This is a genomic window from Actinomadura livida (genome assembly GCF_014648675.1).
Classification (GTDB): domain Bacteria; phylum Actinomycetota; class Actinomycetes; order Streptosporangiales; family Streptosporangiaceae; genus Spirillospora; species Spirillospora livida.
On sequence record NZ_BMRO01000007.1, the window covers coordinates 455,529 to 478,776 of the forward strand.

The 23,248-nt window shown below is 72.2% G+C and carries 19 protein-coding genes; 16 read left to right on the forward strand and 3 right to left on the reverse strand.

The window, feature by feature from the left end; translation table 11 throughout:
- The 4 genes from tig to clpX all read left to right on the forward strand — a co-directional run.
- On the forward strand, window positions 1-1,229 hold a 1,229-nt coding region (gene tig, locus IEZ03_RS19495; protein WP_229808406.1), incomplete at its 5' end, for a trigger factor.
- A gap of 282 nt (window positions 1,230-1,511) precedes the next feature.
- Window positions 1,512-2,144, forward strand: a complete 633-nt coding sequence (locus IEZ03_RS19500) for an ATP-dependent Clp protease proteolytic subunit (RefSeq protein ID WP_229808417.1) — start codon at window positions 1,512-1,514, stop codon at window positions 2,142-2,144.
- 37 nt (window positions 2,145-2,181) lie between these two features.
- Window positions 2,182-2,853, forward strand: a complete 672-nt coding sequence (locus IEZ03_RS19505; RefSeq protein WP_229808418.1) for an ATP-dependent Clp protease proteolytic subunit — start codon at window positions 2,182-2,184, stop codon at window positions 2,851-2,853.
- A 173-nt stretch (window positions 2,854-3,026) separates the two neighbouring features.
- The gene (gene clpX, locus IEZ03_RS19510; RefSeq protein WP_131984768.1) at window positions 3,027-4,301 is read left to right on the forward strand and encodes an ATP-dependent Clp protease ATP-binding subunit ClpX; all 1,275 of its coding nucleotides are present in this window, start codon (window positions 3,027-3,029) and stop codon (window positions 4,299-4,301) included.
- Window positions 4,302-4,484: 183 nt separating this feature from the next.
- Here the strand turns inward: clpX and IEZ03_RS19515 are convergent, their stop codons facing one another.
- The gene (locus IEZ03_RS19515; RefSeq protein WP_184882136.1) at window positions 4,485-5,138 is read right to left on the reverse strand and encodes a response regulator transcription factor; all 654 of its coding nucleotides are present in this window, start codon (window positions 5,136-5,138) and stop codon (window positions 4,485-4,487) included.
- A complete protein-coding gene (locus IEZ03_RS19520) occupies window positions 5,135-5,923 on the reverse strand; it encodes a sensor histidine kinase (protein ID WP_184882138.1) in 789 nt (262 codons plus the stop codon). The genes IEZ03_RS19515 and IEZ03_RS19520 overlap by 4 nt, the downstream gene beginning before the upstream one ends.
- Window positions 5,924-6,158: 235 nt before the next feature.
- Between IEZ03_RS19520 and IEZ03_RS19525 the strand changes: the two genes are divergently transcribed.
- Window positions 6,159-8,777, forward strand: coding sequence for a valine--tRNA ligase (locus IEZ03_RS19525; protein ID WP_184882140.1), 2,619 nt, complete (start codon window positions 6,159-6,161; stop codon window positions 8,775-8,777).
- 116 nt (window positions 8,778-8,893) lie between these two features.
- Window positions 8,894-9,919, forward strand: coding sequence for a hypothetical protein (locus tag IEZ03_RS19530; RefSeq protein ID WP_184882143.1), 1,026 nt, complete (start codon window positions 8,894-8,896; stop codon window positions 9,917-9,919).
- Here IEZ03_RS19530 and IEZ03_RS19535 read toward each other — a convergent pair.
- On the reverse strand, window positions 9,888-11,090 hold the full coding sequence (locus tag IEZ03_RS19535) for a folylpolyglutamate synthase/dihydrofolate synthase family protein (protein ID WP_184882145.1): 1,203 nt from the start codon (window positions 11,088-11,090) through the stop codon (window positions 9,888-9,890). The genes IEZ03_RS19530 and IEZ03_RS19535 overlap by 32 nt on opposite strands.
- A gap of 108 nt (window positions 11,091-11,198) precedes the next feature.
- Between IEZ03_RS19535 and IEZ03_RS19540 the strand changes: the two genes are divergently transcribed.
- The 10 genes from IEZ03_RS19540 to IEZ03_RS19585 all read left to right on the forward strand — a co-directional run bounded on the left by IEZ03_RS19540 (window position 11,199) and on the right by IEZ03_RS19585 (window position 23,122).
- Complete coding sequence (locus IEZ03_RS19540) at window positions 11,199-12,569, forward strand: bifunctional folylpolyglutamate synthase/dihydrofolate synthase (protein ID WP_184890443.1); 1,371 nt, start codon at window positions 11,199-11,201, stop codon at window positions 12,567-12,569.
- Window positions 12,570-12,576: 7 nt separating this feature from the next.
- Window positions 12,577-12,921 (forward strand): DUF4233 domain-containing protein, encoded by a 345-nt coding sequence (locus IEZ03_RS19545; RefSeq protein ID WP_184882147.1) that lies wholly within the window; start codon window positions 12,577-12,579, stop codon window positions 12,919-12,921.
- 102 nt (window positions 12,922-13,023) lie between these two features.
- Entirely contained in the window at window positions 13,024-14,553 is a 1,530-nt protein-coding gene (locus IEZ03_RS19550; RefSeq protein WP_184882149.1) for a hypothetical protein, read from the forward strand.
- A gap of 45 nt (window positions 14,554-14,598) precedes the next feature.
- Window positions 14,599-15,009, forward strand: coding sequence for a nucleoside-diphosphate kinase (ndk, locus tag IEZ03_RS19555; protein ID WP_184882151.1), 411 nt, complete (start codon window positions 14,599-14,601; stop codon window positions 15,007-15,009).
- 180 nt (window positions 15,010-15,189) lie between these two features.
- Window positions 15,190-16,224 (forward strand): rod shape-determining protein, encoded by a 1,035-nt coding sequence (locus tag IEZ03_RS19560; RefSeq protein ID WP_131984785.1) that lies wholly within the window; start codon window positions 15,190-15,192, stop codon window positions 16,222-16,224.
- A 53-nt stretch (window positions 16,225-16,277) separates the two neighbouring features.
- Window positions 16,278-17,282 (forward strand): rod shape-determining protein MreC, encoded by a 1,005-nt coding sequence (gene mreC, locus IEZ03_RS19565; protein ID WP_184882153.1) that lies wholly within the window; start codon window positions 16,278-16,280, stop codon window positions 17,280-17,282.
- Between the two features lies 1 nt (window position 17,283).
- A complete protein-coding gene (gene mreD, locus IEZ03_RS19570) occupies window positions 17,284-17,883 on the forward strand; it encodes a rod shape-determining protein MreD (protein WP_132045326.1) in 600 nt (199 codons plus the stop codon).
- Window positions 17,880-19,952, forward strand: a complete 2,073-nt coding sequence (gene mrdA / locus IEZ03_RS19575; RefSeq protein WP_184882155.1) for a penicillin-binding protein 2 — start codon at window positions 17,880-17,882, stop codon at window positions 19,950-19,952. Before mreD ends, mrdA begins: the two co-directional genes overlap by 4 nt.
- 25 nt (window positions 19,953-19,977) lie before the next feature.
- The gene (rodA, locus tag IEZ03_RS19580; protein WP_184882156.1) at window positions 19,978-21,147 is read left to right on the forward strand and encodes a rod shape-determining protein RodA; all 1,170 of its coding nucleotides are present in this window, start codon (window positions 19,978-19,980) and stop codon (window positions 21,145-21,147) included.
- A 52-nt stretch (window positions 21,148-21,199) separates the two neighbouring features.
- Window positions 21,200-23,122, forward strand: a complete 1,923-nt coding sequence (locus IEZ03_RS19585; RefSeq protein WP_184882158.1) for a TIGR03960 family B12-binding radical SAM protein — start codon at window positions 21,200-21,202, stop codon at window positions 23,120-23,122.
- The last annotated feature ends 126 nt before the right edge of the window (window positions 23,123-23,248 follow it).

A 23,248-nucleotide genomic window follows, 5' to 3' on the forward strand; every position in this document is an offset into this window, starting at 1 on the left:
TCGAGGAGTCCGAGATCTTCGTCCTCGGGCAGCCCGACGTCGAGGTGACCGAGCTGGACGACGGCACCCAGTTCGCGTTCACCGCCGAGGTCGACATCCGGCCGAAGTTCGAGGTGCCCGACTACGACGGCCTCGAGGTCGTGGTGGACGACGCCGAGGTCACCGACGAGCAGGTCGACGAGACGATCGGCAACCTGCGCGAGCGGTTCGCGTCCCTCACCAACGCCGAGCGCGCCGCCGAGGAGGGCGACTTCGTCACCATCGACCTCGTCGCCAAGATCGACGGCGAGGAGGTCGAGGACGCCTCCACCAGCGGCTACTCCTACGAGGTCGGCAGCAAGTCGGCCATCGAGGGCCTGGACGAGGCGCTCGTCGGCCTCTCCGCCGAGGAGGACAAGACGTTCACCGGCACCCTGGTCGGCGGCGAGCGCGCCGGCGAGGAGGCCGAGATCACCGTCACCGTGCAGAGCGTCAAGGTGAAGAACCTGCCCGAGCTGGACGACGAGTTCGCCCAGCTCGCCAGCGAGTTCGACACCATCGACGAGCTGCGCGACGACGTCCGCGCCCGGCTCGGGCGCCAGGTCAAGATGCAGCAGCTGTCCGAGGCGCGCGACAAGGCCCTCGAGGCGCTGCTGGAGAAGGTCGACATCCCGCTCCCCGAGAAGATCGTGGAGGAGGAGGTCGGCCGCCGCAACCAGCAGCTGGAGCAGCAGCTGCAGATGGCCGGCATGACCAAGGAGGACTACCTCTCCGGCGAGGAGAAGACCGAGGAGGAGTTCGACACCGAGGTCGCCGACGCCGCCCGGCTCGCGGTCAAGGGCGGGTTCGTCCTCGACCAGCTCGCCGTCCAGGAGGAGCTCAACGTCGAGAACGAGGAGCTCAGCGAGTACGTCGTCACCCAGGCGATGCAGATGGGCGTGCAGCCGCAGCAGCTCGCCGAGTACCTCACCCAGAACAACCAGCTCCCGGCGATCGTCTCGGAGGTGCTGCGCAACAAGGCGCTGAACCTCATCGTCGAGCACGTCACCGTGAAGGACGAGTCGGGCAACGAGATCGACGTCGACGCCCTCCAGCGCGAGCTGAACGGCGAGACGGGCGAGACCGTCCAGGCCGAGGAGGGCGCCGGCGAGCCTGCGGCCGAGAAGTCCGAGGACGCTGAGGACGCCGCTGCGGAGGCCCCGGCCGCCGAGGCGAAGGACGCCAAGGACGCGCAGGACAAGGACGCCTGAGCCGCCCTGGACGTTCCCTGAGGCATCGGACGGCCCCGCACCCGGAAACGGGGTGCGGGGCCGTCCTTTGAGCGGCGTGAACCGGGGGATGGGGGAGAGGGACCCGGGGGCGGTGCCGCGCCGGCGGGGAGCGCCGGGAGTGTCCGTCCTGTCCGGACCGTCCGGCGGCGCGCGGGTACGCCCCTGGCGAAAAGGCGGCCCCCACGGCTTAAGCGGCCCCGTACGCGCGTTAATGTCCAAGCATCCGAACCGATTAAAAGGACCGGAGGAACACCGGTGAGCATGCCTCCGACTTTCGACGAGTCGTCGCGGATCCAGGCGCGGGTCGCCGAGGCGCCCCTGTTGCCTCTGGGCGACCAGCTGTTCCAGCGGCTGCTGCGCGAGCGGATCGTCTTCCTCGGCCAGCAGGTCGACGACGACATCGCCAACCGCATCTGCGCGGAGCTGCTGCTGCTGTCCGCCGAGGACGGCCGACGCGACATCACGCTCTACATCAACTCGCCCGGTGGCTCCGTCACCGCCGGCATGGCGATCTACGACATCATGCAGTACGTCCCGAACGACATCGTCACGGTCGGCATGGGGCTGGCCGCGTCGATGGGGCAGTTCCTGCTGTGCGCCGGGACGCAGGGCAAGCGCTACGCCCTGCCGCACGCGCGCATCATGATGCACCAGCCGTCCGGCGGCATCGGCGGGACGGCCTCCGACATCAAGATCCAGGCCGAGCAGATGCTGTACGTCAAGCGGACGCTCGCCGAGAAGATCGCCGAGCACACCGGCCAGGCGCTCGACCAGATCGAGCGCGACTCCGACCGCGACCGCTGGTTCACCGCCGACGAGGCCAAGGACTACGGGTTCGTGGACCACGTGGTGCTCAGCGCCACCCAGGTGCCCTCCGAGGGCACGGTCTCCTGACGACCTGATCATCTATCGGAGGCACACAGTGAGCGACATCCGACCCGGCTTCAGCGGTCTGGTCCCGGGGGGCGAGTCCCCGACGCCGGCCCAGAGCCGCTACATCATTCCGTCGTTCGTCGAGCGCACCACGTACGGGGTCAAGGAGATGAACCCGTACAACAAGCTGTTCGAGGAGCGCATCATCTTCCTCGGCGTGCAGATCGACGACGCGTCGGCCAACGACGTGATGGCCCAGCTGATCACGCTGGAGTCGATCGACCCCGACCGCGACATCAGCATCTACATCAACTCGCCCGGCGGCTCGTTCACCGCCATGACGGCGATCTACGACACGATGCAGTTCGTCAAGCCCGACATCCAGACGGTCTGCATCGGCCAGGCCGCCTCGGCCGCCGCCGTGCTGCTCGCGGCCGGGACGCCGGGCAAGCGGGCCGCGCTGCCCAACTCGCGGATACTGATCCACCAGCCCGCGACCGAGGGCACCTACGGCCAGTCCAGCGACATAGAGATCCAGGCGCGCGAGATCATGCGGATCCGCGAGCTGCTGGAGAGCATCCTCGCCGAGCACAGCGGCAAGAGCATCGACGAGGTCCGCCGGGACATCGAGCGCGACAAGATCCTTACGGCGGACGAGGCGAAGAGCTACGGCCTCATCGACGATGTCTTCGCCAGCAGGAAGCGCAAAGCCGAGGTAGTGTCGTCCTGAGACGGCACGAGGACGAGGGAGTCCCCGAGCCCGGTCGCCACACTTCCGGGCGAGGGGCTTTCCAAGTCCGTCGGAGGCGGTAACGTCGATTCCAACGTCGAGAGCCTTCGGGACGCAACCGAGCTGCGCCGCATCCTCCAGGGCGGGCGGCCCCACGAAAAGGAGACAGTTGGGTGGCACGCATCGGCGACGGTGGTGATCTGCTGAAGTGCTCGTTCTGCGGGAAGAGCCAGAAGCAGGTCAAGAAGCTCATCGCGGGTCCGGGCGTGTACATCTGCGACGAGTGCATCGATCTCTGCAACGAGATCATCGAGGAGGAGCTCTCCGAGACCTCCGACCTCAAGTGGGACAACCTGCCCAAACCGCGGGAGATCTACGAGTTCCTGGACTCCTACGTCATCGGGCAGGACACGGCGAAGAAGGCGCTGTCCGTCGCCGTGTACAACCACTACAAGCGGATCCAGTCGGGCGACACCGGCAGGGACGACCCGGTCGAACTGGGCAAGTCCAACATCCTGCTGCTGGGCCCCACCGGATCCGGCAAGACGCTCCTCGCGCAGACCCTCGCCAAACTCCTCAACGTCCCGTTCGCGATCGCGGACGCCACGGCGCTGACGGAGGCCGGATACGTCGGGGAGGACGTCGAGAACATCCTCCTCAAACTGATCCAGGCGGCCGACTACGACGTCAAGAAGGCCGAGACCGGGATCATCTACATCGACGAGGTCGACAAGATCGCCCGCAAGAGCGAGAACCCGTCGATCACCCGGGACGTCTCGGGTGAGGGCGTCCAGCAGGCCCTGCTCAAGATCCTGGAGGGCACCACCGCGAGCGTCCCGCCGCAGGGCGGCCGCAAGCACCCCCACCAGGAGTTCATCCAGATCGACACCACCAACGTGCTGTTCATCTGCGGCGGCGCGTTCGCCGGCCTGGAGAAGATCGTCGAGTCCCGGGTCGGGAAGCAGGGCATGGGCTTCGGCGCCCAGATCCGCTCCAAGTCCGACTTCGAGGAGTCGTCGGCCATCTTCGGCGACGTCATGCCGGAGGACCTGCTGAAGTTCGGGCTCATCCCCGAGTTCATCGGCCGGCTCCCGGTGATCACGTCCGTCCACAACCTGGACCGCGAGGCTCTGATCAACATCCTCACCGAGCCGAAGAACGCGCTGGTGCGCCAGTACCACCGCCTCTTCGAACTCGACGGCGTCGACCTGGAGTTCACCGACGACGCCCTGGAGGCGATCGCCGACCAGGCCATCCTCCGCGGCACCGGAGCCCGCGGGCTCCGCGCCATCATGGAGGAGGTCCTGCTCTCGGTGATGTACGAGGTGCCGAGCCGCCAGGACGTCGCCCGCGTCGTGATCACCCGCGAGGCCGTCCTGGAGCACGTCAACCCGACCCTCGTCCCACGCGACCGCCCGAAGCGCGAGCCGCGCGAGAAGAGCGCCTGACCGGGGCGAACGGCCGGCCGAGCGCCGAGGCGGTCGTGTCCGCCGCCTGGCGGCACATCCGCCGCGCCGGGCGCGTGGACGGCCGGCTGTTCGCCGCGGCGTACGCGGAGCCGCGTCCGCGGCGGCGCCTTTCTCGGGACGCCTGAGCAGCCCGCCGAGTACGGGCGCGGGTGAGCGGGCGGGTCAGTGCCGCGATTCGCCGAGGCCGGCCTCGCGGGCCACGACGATCGCCTGGGCGCGGTCGGCGACGTGCAGCTTCATGAAGATGTTCGAGACGTGGTTGCGGACCGTCTTCTGGCTGAGGAAGAGGGTCCCGGCGATCTCGGCGTTGTTGCGGCCCTGGGCGATCAGCGCGAGGACCTCGCGTTCGCGTTCGGTGAGCTCCGGGAACGCGGCCCGGCGCGGGTCGGGCATGTCGGTGAAGTACGTCAGGACGCGGCGGGCGATCTCGGGGCCGTAGATGGCCTCGCCCGCTGCCACCGCCTTCACCGCGCGGGCGATCTCCTCGGCGCCGGACTCCTTCAGCAGGTAGCCGCGGGCGCCGGCCCGCATCGCCGCGAACACCGAGTCGTCGTCGCGGAACATCGTCAGGACCAGGACGCCGATGCGCGGGCTGGTGCGGGTGATGGTGCGGGTGGCCTCGATTCCGTTGCCGCCGGGCATGTGGAGGTCCATCACGACGACGTCCGGCTGCAGCTCGGCCGACAGCCGCACCGCCTCCGGGCCGTTCTCGGCCTCGCCGACGACCTCCACCCCCAGCGCGTGCAGCAGCCCCTTGAGGCCCTGCCTGAACACCGGGTGGTCGTCGGTGATGAGAACACGGATGTTCTCGCTCATCTACGCCCGCCCTTCCCCATGGAAGGCCGATGGTACTCCGCCGCGGCCAGCGGCAGCCGGGCCGAAACCAGTGTCCCGCCGCCGTTGCGGGACGTGATGACGCAGTGGCCGCCGACCTCGGCGGCCCACTCCTTCATCGCGGCCAGCCCGCGCCGCGACCCCGGCTGCCCGCCGTTGCGGGACGAGTCGGGGAGCCCGGGGCCGGTGTCGGCCACCACGATCCGCAGCTCGGTGTCCCGGGACAGCCGGACCGTCGCGGTGCTCCCCGGCGCGTGCAGCCGGACGTTCGTCAGCGCCTCCTGCACGATCCGGTACGCCGCCACCTCCACCGCCGCGGGCAGCTCCAGGTGCTCGTCGTCGAACCGCACGTCCACCCGCTCGCAGCAGCCCTCGGCGATCGACTCGATGGCGGCGACGAGCCCCAGGTCGTCCAGCGCGGGCGGGCGCAGGCCGTGCGCCAGGTCGCGGATCTCCCCGACGGCCGTGGCGAGCCGGTCCCGGACGTCGGAGAGCAGCGGGTCCATCCGCTCCGGCTCGACGGCCAGCGTGATCCGCGCCGCGTCCAGCGACATCGCGAGGCTGGCCAGGGTCGGCCCGAGCCCGTCGTGCAGGTCGTGCCGCAGCCGGCGCCGCTCCTCCTCCCGGCTGGCGAGGATCCGCTCCCGGGAGCGCTGCAGGTCGGCGGTGAGGCTGCGGAGGTGAGGGAGGGTCGCGGCACGTGCCGCCACGGCCCCCGCGGTGAACGCGCCGGCCAGCACGGCTGCGCGTGCCAGTACCGCTCGCATCCCGTCCCACTCCCTTCGCGTCCCGCCGTCGCGGACGTTTTCCGCCACCCTTTCCGGTGGGGCGACCCGGTGTCAGGTGACCTGTGTCCCGACCCTCACGGGAAACGCTTCCCGGCCCGGTCCGCGATCGGCCGTCGCGCCGGGCGGGCCGTGCGGCGGGGGGCGTGGCCGCGGCGTCTCCGGGCGCCTGCCCGGTGGGTCTGGCACACGTCCGGCCCCCGTAGAATCTTCAGCCGTGACACAGCCCAGCACTGAGCGCGGCCAGGGGGCCGCAGCGGACGTCGACCTGCCCACCCAGTACCGTCCGGCGGACGTTGAAGGCCGCCTCTACGAGCGGTGGGTATCGGAGGGGCTGTTCACCGCCGACCCCGGCCGTGCGCCCGGCCGGCCGCACTTCTCGGTCGTGATCCCGCCGCCGAACGTCACCGGCTCGCTGCACATGGGGCACGCGCTCGACCACTCGATCCAGGACACCCTGGTCCGGCGGCACCGGATGCTGGGCCACGAGACCCTGTGGCTGCCCGGCATGGACCACGCGGGCATCGCCACCCAGAACGTGGTGGAGCGCGAGCTGGCCAAGGAGGGCGTGTCGCGGCACGACCTCGGGCGCGAGGCGTTCGTCGAGCGGGTGTGGGAGTGGAAGGCCGAGTCCGGCGGGCGGATCCTCGGGCAGATGCGCCGCCTCGGCGACAGCGTCGACTGGACGCGCGAGGCGTTCACGATGGACGGCGCACGTGCTACTGCTGTCCGGACGATCTTCAAGCGACTGTTCGACGACGGGCTGATCTACCGGGCCGAGCGCATCATCAACTGGTGCCCGCGCTGCCTGACGGCCCTGTCCGACATCGAGGTCGAGCACGAGGACGTCGACGGCGAGCTGGTGTCGATCCGGTACGGGTCCGGGGAGGACGATATCGTCGTCGCGACCACGCGGGCCGAGACGATGCTGGGCGACACCGCGGTGGCCGTCCACCCCGGCGACGAGCGGTACGCGCACCTGGTCGGCCGGGAGATCGAGCTCCCGCTGACCGGCCGCCGCATCCCCGTCGTGGCCGACGAGCACGTCGACCCGGAGTTCGGCACGGGCGCGGTGAAGGTGACCCCGGCGCACGACCCGAACGACTTCGAGATCGGCCGCCGGCACTCGCTGGAGTCCCTGACGATCATGGACGAGCGCGGCGTCGTCACCGCGTCCGGGCCGTTCGAGGGGCTCGACCGGTTCGAGGCGCGGCCCGCGGTGGTGGCGGCGCTGCGCGAGCAGGGCCGGATCGTCAGGGAGGTCCGCCCCTACGAGCACTCGGTCGGGCACTGCCAGCGCTGCGCCACGGTCGTCGAGCCGCGCGTGTCGCTGCAGTGGTTCGTGAAGGTCGAGTCGCTGGCGAAGGCCGCGGGCGACGCCGTCCGCGACGGCCGCGTCACGATCCACCCGCCGGAGATGGCGGCCCGCTACTTCGAGTGGGTCGACAACATGCACGACTGGTGCATCAGCCGGCAGCTGTGGTGGGGCCACCGCATCCCGGTCTGGTACGGGCCGGACGGCGAGGTCGTCTGCCCGGGGCCGGACGAGGAGCCGCCCGCCGGCTGGACGCAGGACTCCGACGTCCTCGACACCTGGTTCTCCTCGGCGCTGTGGCCGTTCTCGACTCTGGGCTGGCCTGACGAGACGCCGGAGCTGAAGCGGTTCTATCCGACGTCGGTGCTGGTCACCGGCTACGACATCCTGTTCTTCTGGGTCGCCCGGATGATGATGTTCGGGCTGTACGCGATGGACGGCGTCCAGCCGTTCGACACCATCGCCCTGCACGGGATGGTCCGCGACCAGTTCGGCAAGAAGATGTCCAAGTCGTTCGGCAACGTCATCGACCCGCTCGACTGGATCGACGCGTACGGCGCCGACGCGACCCGCTTCACGCTGCTGCGCGGCGCGAACCCGGGCGGCGACGTCCCGGTGGCGGAGCAGTGGGCGCAGGGGTCGCGCAACTTCTGCAACAAGCTGTGGAACGCGACGCGGTTCGCGCTGATCAACGGCGCCCACGTCCGCGGGGAGATGCCCGCGGAGGTGACGACCGTGGACGCCTGGATCCTGTCGCGCCTCCAGACCGTCATCGCCGAGGTGGACGCGCACCTGGAGGGCTACGACTTCGCGAAGGCGTGCGAGGCGCTCTACCACTTCGCGTGGGACGAGGTCTGCGACTGGTACGTGGAGCTCGCGAAGGTCCAGCTCGCCGACGAGCGGGCCGAGCCGACGCGCCGCGTCCTGGGCGAGGTCCTGGACAACCTGCTGCGGCTGCTGCACCCGGTGATCCCGTTCGTCACCGAGGAGCTGTGGACGTCCCTGACCGGGGGCGCCACCGTCGTCACCGCGCCGTGGCCGTCCGCCGAGCCCGCGCGCGCCGACCGGGCGGCGGAGACCGTGGTCGAGTCGCTGCAGCGCCTCGTCACCGAGGTCCGCCGGTTCCGCGCCGACCAGGGCCTCAAGCCGGGGCAGAAGGTCGCCGCGTCGCTGGAGTGGGGCGCCTCGCCGCTCGCCGCGCACGAGGAGGGCGTCCGGGCGCTGCTGCGGCTCACCGAGCCGGGCGAGGGCTTCTCGGCCACGGCGTCGCTGCCGGTCGAGGGCGTCGCCGTCCGGCTCGACACCGCGGGCGCCATCGACGTGGCCGCCGAGCGCAAGCGGCTGGAGAAGGACCTCGCCGCCGCCCGCAGGGAGGTCGAGCAGGCGACCCGCAAGCTGGGCAACGAGGCGTTCATGGCGAAGGCGCCCGAGGCCGTCGTCGCCAAGAACCGGGCGCGGCTGGCGCAGGCCGAGGCCGACATCGGGCGGCTCGAGGCGCAGCTGACCGCCCTTCCGGGGTGATGACGCGGAGCGACGGCGCGGTCCGGCCCAGCGAAGGGTCGGCGCGCCCGGCCCGGCGCGGCTACGATCCGGGTGGGCAAGCGGGCTTTGCCAGGACATGAACCATCAGGAGTGCAATGGCCGAATCACCACCTCGGTCCGACACGCCGGAATCCGCATCCGGTGATGACCTGAACGCGCCGCAGGTCGTCGAGGACGGGGAAGCTCCGGAGCGGCTCGCCGCCGCGCCGGCGCCCTGGGGCGGCTCGCGTCCGTGGTGGTCGGCCGATTCGGGAGACGGGACGGGTCCGCAGCAGATGCCGATGGGCGCGAACGGAACCGGCCCGTACACGATCCCGGCGGGCCCGAACGGCTCGGGCGCTCACCCGATGGTCGGCGGCACCGGCCCGCACGGAGTCCTGCCGGACGGCACCGGCCCGCTCGGCGTCCTCCCGGACGGTACGGGGCCGCACGGTGTCGTCCCGGACGGCACCGGCCCGCTCCGCGCCGTCCCCGGCCAGGCACCGGCGGGCGCGCCGCCCGGCGGGAAGAAGCGGCTGCCCTGGGTCGTCCTGGGCGCGGGACTGGCCGCCGTCGCGGCCGGTGCCCTGGTGGTGGGCGTGTTCGTGTTCCGGCTGGACGGCGAGGCCGACGGCAGCGCCGGCCGGGACGCCCGCACCACCGGCGACCCGGCGTCCGGGAAGGTGATCGAGGCGGGCGGGAGCGCGGGCGGTCTCGCCAAGGACCCGCTGACCCCGCCGCAGGCCAGCGCGGCGTACCCGTTCGTCGCGGCGGCGATCAGGGCGGCCGGCATCCCGGTCTCCGAACGCGGGGAGGCCGTCTACGGCGAGGAGCCCGCGCGGCCGGTCAACGTCCTGTTCATGGGCGGGACGGGCCCCGTCGGCAACCCCGAGGAGTTCCTGCAGAAGGTGCAGCCCACGACGTTCATCGCCGGGCAGGACGCCGACCCGGGGAACCGGGGCGGCAAGGCCGTCTGCGGGACGTTCTCCGTCCTCGCCCAGACCCACACCTTCTGCGCGTGGGCGACACGGGACTCCTACGGCGTCGTGGCCTCCAACCGGGCCACGCTGAACCCGCAGTTCCCGCTGATGGCGGACGTCATGCGCCGGATCAGGAACGACGTGGAGAAGCCGAAGCCCTGAACAGCCGCTCGGTGCCGGCGTCCACCGCGTCCAGGACGAGCCCGGTGAAGTAGCCGGTGCCGAGCGCGACGACGCGGTGCCCGAGGGTCGCGAGGGACTCGGGGGTGACGGCGTCCGGGCCGATGACGTCCCACTCGGGCGGCAGCGCGCGGGTGAACCGCAGGTGCGGCAGGGCCAGCCGCACGAACGTCACGGGCAGCCCGCCCAGTTCGGCGACGGCCCCGTCGAGGTCCTTGTGGTCGGGGAGGCAGACGACGGCGTGGTCGATCGTTCCCCAGGCGCGCCGCGCCTCCGCGAGGGCGGCGGCGATACCCGTCCGGTCGATGGCGGAGTCGACGAGCAGCCGCGTCGCCGATCCGGGCACGTCATGCGTGGACAGCCGCCCCGGTAGCGCGACCGACGCCATGACGTCCCGGAGAGTCTCGGCCGGGGGCTCGACGACGCCGGGAAGGCGCCGGGCCGCGGCGACGCCCAGCTCGGCGCTGGCGCGTCCCAGCCCGGCGGGCAGCAGGTCCGCCGGGAGCCCGCTGCCGCCCGCTGCGACGCGCTCCACGGGACCGAGCGCGCCGGTGACCTCCGGGGACTGCGGCGCCGACAGGACGAGCGTCCCCGGCCCCGCCACACCGAGCTTCTCCCGCGCGATCTCCGCCGCGGTCTCCCCGAGCACGCCGGTGTGTTCGAGGAAGACCGGCGTGATCGCGGCGACGTCCGGCGGGAACAGGGCGACCTCGTCGGACCGTCCGCCCATCCCCGCCTCCAGGACGACCGCGTCCGCACCGGCGCGCCGCGCGTGCAGGACGCCGGCGAGGGTGAACAGCCCGGCGGGCGACAGGTAACCGGCCGCGGGCGGCGGGAGCGCGGCGACGCCCTCGCCGAGCGCGTCCGCCAGGGAGGCGAGTTCCGCTTCGGAAACGGCGCGGCCGTCCACCCTGATCCTTTCGCGGTCCGTGCGCAGGGAAGGGCTCGTGACCGTGCACACGCGCAGACCGGCCGCGGCCAGGAATGCCGAAGCGTACGTCGCCGCCGTTCCCTTCCCTTTCGACCCCACGACGGTCAGAACGGGCACTTCCGGCGCGAGGAGGCCGAGAGCGCCCGCCAGCGCGCGCGCCCGTGCGATATCGCGGGTTTCGCCCGGACCGCGGCCCTCCCATTCCCGGTAGAACACGTCCATGCCTCCAGTGTGGTGCCGGACGGGACCACCGGCACCCGCCGAGTAGGCTCTGTGAACGTGAGCCAGGTACCCGAGCCGACCGACTACCGCAGCACCGTCGCCGCGATCATGGCCCGGGGGGTCGAGTGGGAGATCGACCCCACGCTCGACCGCATCCGGGACCTCGTCGACGTCCTCGGCGAGCCGCACCGCGCCTATCCGGTGATCCACATCGCCGGGACGAACGGCAAGTCCAGCACCGCCCGGCTCATCGAGTCGCTGCTGCGCGAGCGCGGCCTGCGCACCGGGCTGTTCACCAGCCCCGAGCTGACCACGCTGCGCGAGCGCATCGCGATCGACGGGGAGCCGCTCAGCGAGGAGCGCTTCACCGAGACGTTCCAGGACGTGCTCCCCTACGTCCAGCTGATCGACGGCAAGCACCAGGCCGGCCTGTCCTTCTTCGAGGTCCTCACCGCGATGGCGTACGCGGCGTTCGCCGACGCGCCGGTCGACGTCGCGGTGGTCGAGGCCGGCATGGGCGGCGCCTGGGACGCCACCAACGTGGCGGACGGCGCCGTCGCCGTGATCACCCCGATCGGGCTCGACCACACCCGCTACCTCGGCGACACGCTGGAGGACATCGCCGGGGAGAAGGCGGGGATCATCAAGCCGCAGTCGGTCGTAGTGCTGGCGCAGCAGCCGGTCGAGGCGGCGGAGGTGCTGCTGCGGCGGGTCGTGGAGACCGGCGCCGCGGCGGCGCGCGAGGGCGTCGAGTACGGCGTGCTGAGCCGCGACATCGCCGTGGGCGGCCAGCAGATCCGCCTCCAGGGCCTGCACGGCGTCTACGACGAGATCTTCCTCCCGCTGTTCGGCGAGCACCAGGCCGGCAACGCCGCGACGGCCCTCGCGGCCGTCGAGGCGTTCGCCAGCGGCGCGCCGACCAGGGGGGAGCCGAACCTGGAGGCCGCGACCCGCATCGCGCCCGGCGAGTCCTTCCTCGGCGGCGAGCAGGGGCAGCTCGACCCGGCGCTGGTGCGCAGCGGGTTCGCCAAGTCGCTGTCGCCGGGGCGGCTGGAGGTCGCGCGCACCGGGCCGACCGTCCTGCTCGATTCCGCGCACAACCCGGCCGGGATGGCCGCGACCGTCGCCACGGTCACCGAGTCGTTCGGCTTCACCCGGCTCGCCGGGGTGCTCGCCATCGCCGCCGACAAGGACGTGGCGGGCGTCCTCGACCAGCTGGAACCCGTCCTGGCGGAGCTGGTGGTGAGCCGCAACTCCTCGCCCCGCTCGATGCCGCCCGAGGAACTGGCCGAGCTGGCCGGGAGCATCTTCGGTCCCGAGCGGGTCCATCTCGCCCCGCGGCTGGACGACGCGATCGACCGGGCCATCGGGCTCGCCGAGGAGACCGGCGAGTACCGCGGCGCCGGCGTCCTGATCACCGGGTCGGTGGTCACCGCCGGCGACGCCCGGACACTCCTGCGCGTAGCGGAAGGACGGTGACGGCCCCATGAGCGCCGACAGGGCCGCCAACCCGGCACGGACGCTGTTCGCCACCGTGCTGGCCTGCGAGGCCATCGTGATCGCTCTGGCGATCCCGGTGGCGGTGTCCATCATGGACGTCGACGGCGGCACCGCCGGCGCCGTCTGCGGCGGCCTGGCCGTCGCCTGCCTGGTGATGGCCGGGCTGCTGCGCTTCCCGTGGGCGGTCGCGGCCGGGACCGTGCTGCAGGTCCTGATCATCGCGACCGGGTTCATGGTGCCCGCCATGTTCTTCCTCGGCGCCGTCTTCGGCGCGCTTTGGGGGACGGCCATTTGGCTCGGACGCAAGGCGGCGGCCGTTCAGGCGCGCTAAATTCGCGGGGGACCGCACCCCTTTCCATCCGCCGGGCCGGCGAATCGAATTAATCCGCTGAATCCGGCATTCTTCCCTTTCCGGAAAAAGCGCTTTCGGTGGATGGCGACCCGGCGAAGGAGCGGGGCCCTGTCCGAAGAAGCGCCGTCCACCGGCGCGCCGAACACACCGTCCGCCGGCGCACCGTCCGAGAGCGCGCCGCCGGAGGGCGGTGCCCGGACGCGGCTCGCGGTGCTCGGCGCGCTGCTGCCGGCCCTCACCGCGCTGCCCGCCGCCGTGCTGGTGGTGCCCGACGCCGTCTACAACGTCGTCCCCGCCGCGGCGAGCGCGCTCGCGCTCGGTGACGCCGAGGTCCCCGCCCTGCTGCGCGCCACCGGCTGCGCCCTCCCCGCCCTCCTGCTCACCGTGCCGCTCGCCGCCCTGGCCGCCCGCCGCCTCCCCGCCTGGGCCGTGCTCGCCACCGGCGCCGCCGTGCTGCTCGCCGGCCTGGTCGCCGCGCGGTTCGTCCCCTCGGTGCCGCTGGTGGCGGCCGTCCGGGCGGTGCAGGGCGTGGGCGGGGGCATCGTGGTCCCCGCCTCCCTCGTCATCGTCTGGGAGCGCGGGAACCGCGGCCTCACCGCCGCCTGGGCGGGCGTCTTCGCGGGCATGCTGATCCTCGCGATGCCGCTCGCGCTGAGCGCCGTCCCGCCGCCCGCCGGAGGGACGGCCGTCCCCGACTGGCGCGCCGCCCTCGCCCCCGTCCCGTGGCCCGCGGCGGCCGCCGTCGCCGCCGCGTCCGGCTACCCGCTGCTGCGCGGGCGCGGCCCGTGGGCGCTGCCCGCCGCCCGGCAGGCCGAACGCGGCGGGCTGCTCCTCCCGCTCGCTCCCGCCGCCGGGTTCGCGTTCCTCGCCGTCGTCGCCGCGTACGACTGGTCGCCCGGCGCGCGGCTGGTCGTGGCGGTGGCCGCGCTCGCCGCCCTGCTCGCCCTCGCAGTCGCCGGCGGCCGGGACGCCGCGGCGGGCAGCCCGGAAGGCTGCGCGATCGTCATGATCGCCGTGGGCCTCCTCTGCCTCCCGGTCGCGGGACCGATGACGGGTCTGCTCTCCGCCACCGCCCACGCCCGGGACGACGGCGCGGCCGTGCCCGCCCTCCCCTTCGCGCTCGCGGCGGCCGCCGCGGTCGCCGGGGCGCTCGCCTCGACCCGCGCCCCGGCGCGCCGCGCCGTCCCGCTCGGCTACTGCCTGATGGTCACGGGGCTGCTCCTCGGCCTCGCCGGCGCCCCGCACGACCGCTGGACGCCGCTGCTGCTACTCGTCCCGCTCGGCGCGGGCGCCGGGCTCGCGCTCGCCGCATCCCTGCGCGGCGCGGGCGTCGGCGCCGCGCTCTTCGGCCTGTCCCTGTGCTTCCCGGCGCTGCTGGCCGGGCAGCTCCTCGTGCTGTCCCTGGAGGCGTCCCGGCTGGCACGCCTGCAACCGGTGACCGAGACGCAGCGGGCGGGCGCGCTGCTCGACGCCTACCATCTGTGGCTCGTGATCGCCGCGGTGACGGCCGTCCTCCTGGCCGCCGCGACCGCCCGCGCACGCGCGCGACGCGCCGCGGCGCACGGCGCGACTCTCCCCGGTAAGGCGTCCGCGGAGCCTGGGGGCGGGTAGTATTCGCGCGCTTGCACAAACCGAAATTCCCAAGGAGAACCACCCGTGTCCGAGCGCACTCTCGTTCTTGTCAAGCCCGACGGCGTCCGCCGCGGCGTCATCGGTGAGGTCATCTCCCGTATCGAGCGCAAGGGCCTGAAGCTCGTCGCGCTGGAACTCCGCACCCTGACCAGGGAAACGGCCGAGTCGCACTACGAGGAGCACGCCAGCAAGCCGTTCTTCGGGGAACTGGTCGACTTCATCACCGGCGGCCCGCTCGTCGCGATGGTCGTCGAGGGCCCGCGCGCCATCGAGGCGTTCCGCTCGCTGGCCGGCGCCACCGACCCGGTGAGCGCCTCGCCCGGCACGATCCGCGGCGACTTCGCCCTGGAGATCGGGGAGAACATCGTCCACGGCTCGGACTCCACCTACTCCGCCGACCGCGAGATCAAGCTCTTCTTCCCCGAGCTGGGCTGATCATGTCCAGGCCCAGGGGATCGCCCCCTGGGCCGATACTTCCTTTAGTCGCCCGGGCAGGTCAGGGACCGTTTTTTGGGCGACGCGCGGCGGCGCGCTTACTGCCCGCGGACGTGGCCGCGCGTTACGATGGACAAGCCGCTATACACGCCCGTCAATCATGAAGGGCTCCCTTTCTTCATGGGTAACAAGTTGTCGTTCCTTGGCCGTGACATGGCGGTCGATCTCGGTACTGCCAACACCCTGGTGTACGTGCGCGGGCGTGGCATCGTCCTCAACGAACCGTCCGTGGTGGCGATCAACACCAATACGGGGAAGATCGTCGCGGTGGGCATCGAGGCGAAGCGGATGATCGGCCGCACACCCGGCAACATCGTCGCGGTCCGCCCGCTCAAGGACGGCGTCATCGCCGACTTCGACGTCACCGAACGGATGCTGCGCTACTTCATCCAGAAGGTCCACAAGCGCCGGCACTTCGCCAAGCCGCGGATCGTGGTGGCGGTGCCGAGCGGGATCACCGGGGTGGAGCAGCGCGCGGTGAAGGAGGCCGGCTACCAGGCCGGCGCCCGCCGCGTCTACATCATCGAGGAGCCGATGGCCGCCGCGATCGGGTCCGGCCTGCCCGTCTACGAGCCGACCGGCAACATGGTCGTCGACATAGGGGGCGGCACCACCGAGGTCGCGATCATCTCCCTCGGCGGCATCGTCACCAGCCAGTCGGTCCGCGTCGGCGGCGACGAGCTCGACCAGGCGATCATCTCCTTCTCCAAGAAGGAGTACTCGCTGATGCTCGGGGAACGTACCGCCGAAGAGATCAAGATGGCGATCGGGTCGGCCTATCCCGGCGGCGACGAGGAGCCGCACGCCGAGATCCGCGGGCGCGATCTGGTCAGCGGGCTGCCGAAGACCGTGGTGATCTCCGCCGAGGAGGTCCGGCGCGCGATCGAGGAGCCGGTCAACTCCGTGGTGGACGCGGTGAAGACCACCCTCGACAAGTGCCCGCCGGAGCTGTCCGGCGACATCATGGACCGCGGGATCGCGCTGACCGGCGGCGGCGCGCTGCTGAAGAACCTCGACGAGCGCCTCCGCGAGGAGACCGGGATGCCGATCCACCTCGTGGACAACCCGCTCGACTCGGTGGTGCTCGGCACCGGCAAGTGCGTCGAGGACTTCGAGGAGCTCCGGCAGGTGCTCGTACCGGAGCCGCGGCACTGAACACCCCCCGATGGACTAGGACCCGGGCGGACTAGGAAACCGGAGGTCGGTGGGTGAAGGACACCCGGCGCACCCGCGTGGTCCTCGGCGCGCTGCTCGTCGTGGCGCTGGCGATGATCACCATTGACCATCGCGGCGGGGACGACTCCCCGCTGCGCGGCCTGCGCGGCATCGGCGCGACGGTGTTCGGCCCCGTGGAGCGGGCGTCGGCGTCCGTCGTGCGGCCGGTCACCGACACTTTCGAGACGATCGGCGACGCGCCCGGCCAGCGGCGCCGCGCCGACCGGCTGGAGCGCGAGAACCAGGAGCTGCGCGAGCGGCTGCGCGGCGCCCGCATCGACGAGGACAAGGCCGCGCAGCTCCAGCGGCTGCTCGGCACCGCCGGGATGGGCGGCTACAAGATCCTCGCCGGGCAGGTGATCTCCGCGGGGCAGGGCTTCGAGGACACCGTCACGATCGACGTCGGCAGCCGCAGCGGCGTCAAGCGCGACATGACGGTGCTGAGCGCCGAGGGCCTCGTCGGCCGCGTCACCCGCGTCGGGCCCGCGACGGCGACCGTCCTGCTCGCCACCGACCAGACCTCCTCGATCGGGTCCCGCCTGGAGGGCTCCAAGGAGATCGGGATCGTGCAGGGCGGCGGGCGCCGCGGCCTCGGCGGCCAGAGCGAGACGCCGCTGCGCTTCCAGCTCCTGGACGCCGCCGCCCCGATCCACGTCGGGCAGCGGATCGTCACGCTCGGGTCGCAGGGCCAGCGGCCGTTCGTCCCGGGCGTCCCGATCGGCGTCGTCGAGCGGATCGAACGCTCCACCGGCGGCCTGACCCGCACCGCCTACGTCCGCCCGTTCGTGCGCTTCACCAGCCTGGACGTGGTCGCCGTCGTCGTCGCGCCACCGAAGAAGAACCCCCGGGACGCCGTCCTGCCCCCGAAGCCGAAGCCGCCCGCCACGCCGAGCGCGAGCCCGTCGGCCCGGCCGTCGCAGAGCCCGCGCGGCGACGATCCGTCGCCCCGGCCGAGCGGGTCGCGGAGTCCGTCCACAGAACCGAACGCGGGGGACTGACGTGCTGAACCCACCCGAGGCGTCGCCGGCCGGCCGCACCGCGGTGACCGCGCTGCTGATCGTGGCGGCGCTGATCCTGCAGGTGTCGGTCGCGAACCGGCTGCCGCTGCCCGGCGGCGTCCAACCCGACCTGGTGCTGCTGGCCGTCGTGGCGCTGGCGCTCGTCGCCGGGTCGATGACCGGGATGGTCACCGGGTTCCTGGCCGGCCTCGCCGCCGACATCATTCCGCCCGCCGACCACACCCTCGGCCGGTACGCGCTGGTGTACTGCCTCATCGGCTACCTGTGCGGCGTCGCGTCCACCGAGATGGACCGGCAGTCGGCCGTGCCGTTCTTCGCCGTCGCCGCGGGCGCCCTCGCCGGGACCGTCCTGTACGCGGGGACGGGGATGATGCTCGGCGACCCGCGCGCCGAGTGGGCGACGGTCTCCAGCATGGTGCCGCTGCAGGTCCTCTACACCGTGCTCGCCAGCCCCTTCGTGGTGTGGGCGGTGCTGCGCGCCACCCGCCGGTACGAACGCGGCGAACGGTCCCGGGGGGACGGCCTCTCCGTGCCCGTCGCCCGCTACCGCGCCATGTCCGGCCGGGGTGGCGGCCTGTGAACTCGCGCACCCACTTCCGCCTCGTCGTCCTGTACGTGATGGTCGGCGCCCTGCTGCTCGTCCTGGTCGGGCGCATGTGGACGCTGCAGGTCCTGGAAGGCGACCACTACCGGGACATCGCCGCCCAGAACCGAATGCGCGACATCGTCGTCCCCGCCCTGCGCGGCATGATCCTCGACGACCGAGGGCGGCCCCTCGCCCGCAACACCAGCTCCCTGGTCGTGTCCGTCGACCGGACCACGCTGTCGCGGCAGGACGACGGCGGCGAGGCCGTGCTGCGGCGCCTCGCGAACGTCCTCGGGATGTCGCAGGAGGAGATCGACAAGCGGACCCGGCTGTGCAGCCCCACGGTCCAGCGGCCCTGCTGGCCCGGCTCCCCGTACCAGCCGATCCCCGTCGAGGACCACGCCGACCCCAAGCGCGCCCTGCAGATCATGGAGCGCCAGGAGGACTTCCCCGGCGTCACCGCGCAGATCCAGCCCGTCCGGGCCTACCCCGAGCCGGAGGGCGCGAGCGCCGTCCAGACCCTCGGCTATCTGCAGCCCGTCACCCAGGAGGAGCTCGACAAGCGCGAAGGGCTGAAGGTCACCGGCTACAGCGGCGTCGACCTCGTCGGACGCGACGGGCTGGAGGCGCAGTACGACAAGGCGCTGCGCGGGGAGGCCGGCTACCGCCGCGTCCTCGTCGACGCGCAGGGCCGCGTCACCGGCATCGCCGAGAAGAAGGAGCCCGTCCCCGGCAACCACCTCGTGACCAGCATCGACGCCGGAGTGCAGGGCGCGGCCGAGAAGGCGCTGGAAGAGGGGATCAAGGCGGCGCGGAAGGGCGGGCGGCCGGCCGACTCCGGCGCCGCCGTGGTCATGGACGTGCGCACCGGCCGGATGGTCGCGATGGCGAGCTTCCCGAGCTACGACCCGAGCGTCTGGACGGGCGGCATCTCCCAGAAGAAGTACGACGAGCTCCTGGGCGAGAAGAACAACAGCCCGCTGATCTCCCGGGTGACGCAGGGGCAGGGCCCGCCGGGCTCGACGTTCAAGGTGTCGTCGATGGCCGCCGCGGTGAAGGCCGGGTACGACCTGCACGGCACCTACAACTGCCCCGGCTCGTACATGGTCGGCAGCCGCGCGTTCAACAACTTCCAGGGCGCCAACCTCGGCTCGATGAACCTGCACACGGCCCTCGTGAAGTCCTGCGACACGATCTTCTACAAGTTCGCGCACGAGATGTGGCTCCGCAACGGCGGCCGGAACGCCCCGCCGGACGCGAAGAACCCGATGGTGGAGATGGCGCGCGGCTTCGGCTTCGACGCCCGCACCGGGATCGACCTGCCGAGCGAGAGCAGCGGCCGCATCCCCGACGCGCCGTGGAAGCGCCAGTACTGGGAGGCGACCAGGGAGGCCAACTGCCGGGGCGCCAAGGAGGGCTACCCGGACGTCGCCAAGACCGACCCGGGCCGCGCCGCCTACCTCAAGGCGATCGCCGCCGAGAACTGCGTCGAGGGCTACGTGTGGCGCGCCGGCGACGCGGCGAACCTGTCGATCGGGCAGGGCAACGTGCTGGTGACGCCGCTGCAGCTCGTCCGCGCCTACGCCGCGATCGCCAACGGCGGGAAGCTGTACACGCCGCGCATCGGCGTCGCGGTCGTCCGGCCCGACGGCTCGGTCGCCGAGCGGATCGACCCCCCGGAGCCCGCGCGGGTGCCCATCGACGAGAAGGTCCTCGCCTACATGCGCAAGGCGCTCGCCGAGGTGCCCACGGACGGCACCGCCGGCGGGGCGTTCGCCGGGTTCGACCTCAAGCGCGTGGCCGTGGCCGGCAAGACCGGGACCGCCGAACGCTACGGCAACGCGGACATGTCCTGGTTCGCGTCCTTCGGCCCGGTGAAGAGCCCGCGCTACGCCGTGGTCGCGATGGTCTCCCAGGGCGGTTTCGGCGCGCAGACGGCCGCGCCCATCGTCCGCAAGGTCTGGGAGGCCATGTACGGCACGAAGGACAGCAAGCCGATCCTGGAGGACGGCAGGCTGCCCACCGACATCCCCAAGCTCCCCGGCTCGGAGACCGCGCCATGAGCACCGGCCGGGCGGAGGCGGGGCGATGAGCGGGGCCGTCGAGGGCTACGGGGAGCGGCGGCACTGGACCAGCCGGGTCGCGGTGATGCGGCGGCTCGACTGGCCGCTGCTGGTGGCCGTGGTGGTGCTGTCGGTGGTCGGCGCGCTGCTGGTGCGGTCGGCGACGTTCCAGGGGCTGGCCGAGCAGGGCAAGGACCCGGAGGGCTTCGTCAAGCGGCACGTCCTGAACCTGCTGATCGGCTTCGTGCTCGGCGGCGTCGTCACCGTCCTGGACTACCGGCTGCTGCGCGCCTACGTCCCCATCCTGTACGGGGTGGCCTGCGTGGGCCTGGTCGCCGTCCTCAGCCCGCTCGGCGAGACGATCAACGGGTCGCACTCGTGGATCGTGCTCGGCGGCGGGTTCCAGGTCCAGCCGTCGGAGTTCGCCAAGGTCGGCATCGTGGTGCTGCTCGCGATGATCCTGGGCGAGCCGCGCGACGGCGAGATCGGCCCCGGCGTCCGCGACGTCCTGCTCGCGCTCGTGCTGGCCGGCGTGCCCGCCGTGCTGATCATCCTGCAGCCCGACCTCGGCACCACGCTCGTGTTCATCGCGGTGATGTTCGGGATGCTGACGGTGTCCGGTGTGCGCAAGAGGTGGCTCGCCGGGCTGGTCGGCGCCGGCGCGCTCGCGATCGCCGCGGTGCTGCTGTTCGGCCTGCTGGAGCAGTACCAGATCGACCGCTTCACCGCGTTCATGGACCCGGAGGCCGACCCGCGCGGCGCCGGCTACAACGCCCGGCAGGCCCGCATCGCGGTCGGGTCGGGCGGCGTGTTCGGCAAGGGCCTGTTCCAGGGCGAGCAGACCGGCGGGCACTTCGTCCCCGAGCAGCAGACCGACTTCATCTTCACGGTCGCGGGGGAGGAACTCGGCTTCGTCGGCGGCGCCGTCATCGTCGTGCTGCTCGGCGTGGTGCTGTGGCGCGGGCTGCGCATCGCGACCCAGGCCGCCGACCTGTTCGGGACGCTGGTCGCGACCGGCGTCGTGTGCTGGCTGGGCTTCCAGACGTTCCAGAACGTCGGGATGTCGATCGGCATCATGCCGATCACCGGGCTGCCGCTGCCGTTCGTGTCCTACGGCGGATCCGCCACGTTCGCCAACATGATCGCGTTCGGGCTGCTGCAGGCGGTGCACGTACGCCGCCGCGCCTTCGACTGAGCGGCGGTAGGCTTGGCGTACATCCCACGTCCCCTGCACAGAGGATTCCGTCATGCCGGTCGAGTCGCTCTTCCCGCGTCTGGAGCCGCTGCTCCCGAGCGTGCAGAAGCCGATTCAGTACGTTGGCGGCGAGCTGAACTCCCAGGTCAAGGACTGGGACGCGGCCGAGGTCCGCTGGGCGCTGATGTACCCGGACGCCTACGAGGTCGGGCTGCCGAACCAGGGCGTCCAGATCCTCTACGAGATCCTGAACGAGCGCGAGGGGGTGCTGGCGGAGCGGACCTACTCGGTCTGGCCCGACATGGAGGCCGTCATGCGCGCCAACGGCATCCCGCAGTTCACCGTGGACGCGCACCGCCCGGTCACCGCGTTCGACGTCTTCGGCGTGTCGTTCTCCACCGAGCTCGGCTACACCAACCTGCTGACGGCCCTCGACCTGGCCGGCATCCCGCTGGACGCCGCGGACCGCACCGGCGACCACCCGATCGTCGTCGCGGGCGGGCACGCCGCGTTCAACCCCGAGCCGATCGCCGACTTCATCGACGCCGCCGTCCTCGGCGACGGCGAGGAGATCGCGCTCGGCATCACCGAGGTCGTCCGCGAGTGGAAGGCCGAGGGGGAGCCCGGCGGCCGGGACGAGCTGCTGCTGCGCCTCGCCGCGTCCGGCGGCGTCTACGTGCCGCGCTTCTACGACGTCGGCTACCTGCCGGACGGCCGGATCCAGCGGGTCGCACCGAACCGCCCGGGCGTCCCGTGGCGGATCGAGAAGCACACCGTCATGGACCTCGACCAGTGGCCGTACCCGAAGAAGCCGCTGGTCCCGCTGGCCGAGACCGTCCACGAGCGGTTCAGCGTGGAGATCTTCCGCGGCTGCACGCGCGGCTGCCGGTTCTGCCAGGCGGGGATGATCACCCGTCCGGTGCGGGAGCGGTCGATCACCACGATCGGCGACATGGTCGACCAGGGCCTCAAGGAGTCCGGGTTCGAGGAGGTCGGGCTGCTCAGCCTGTCCAGCGCCGACCACAGCGAGATCGGCGACGTCGCCAAGGGCCTTGCCGACCGGTACGAGGGCACCAACACCTCGCTGTCGCTGCCGTCCACCCGCGTGGACGCCTTCAACATCACGCTCGCCAACGAGTTCTCCCGGGGCGGGCGCCGCTCCGGCCTGACGTTCGCGCCCGAGGGCGGGTCCGAGCGGATGCGCAAGGTGATCAACAAGATGGTCACCGAGGACGACCTGATCCGCACCGTCACCACCGCGTACGAGAACGGCTGGCGCCAGGTCAAGCTGTACTTCATGTGCGGGCTGCCGACGGAGGAGGACGAGGACGTCCTCGCGATCGCCGACATGGCCAAGCGCGTCATCCGGGCCGGGCGCGAGGCCACCGGCCGCAAGGACATCCGCTGCACGGTCTCCATCGGCGGGTTCGTCCCCAAGCCGCACACCCCGTTCCAGTGGGCCGCGCAGTGCGACCACGAGACCGTCGACCGCCGTCTGCGCGCCCTCAAGGACGCCCTGCGCGGCGACAAGGAGTACGGCCGCGCCATCGGCCTGCGCTACCACGACGGGCAGCCGTCCATCGTGGAGGGCCTGCTGTCGCGCGGCGACCGCCGGGTCGGCAAGGTCATCCGCGCGGTGTGGGAGGACGGCGGCCGCTTCGACGGCTGGAGCGAGCACTTCTCCTACGAGCGCTGGACGGACTGCGCACAGAAGGCTCTGGCCGGCGAGCCCGTGGACCTCGACTGGTACACGGTCCGGGAGCGCGACGAGGTCGAGGTCCTCCCGTGGGACCACCTCGACGCCGGTCTCGACCGCGAGTGGCTCTGGCAGGACTGGCAGGACGCCGTCGACGAGACCGAGGTCGAGGACTGCCGCTGGACGCCCTGCTACGACTGCGGCGTCTGCCCCACGATGGGCACCGAGATCCAGATCGGCCCCACGGGCAGGAAGCTGCTGCCGCTGTCGGTCGTCTGACCGTCCGCGGGCCGGTGTTCCGCCCCGCCCGGGAGGCGGATGCCCGAAAACGGCCGCGCGAACGCCCTGAACAGCGCGGCTCCCGGGTTCGCGGGGCCGCCCCCGGGCCAAAGGCCGCCGGGCGAC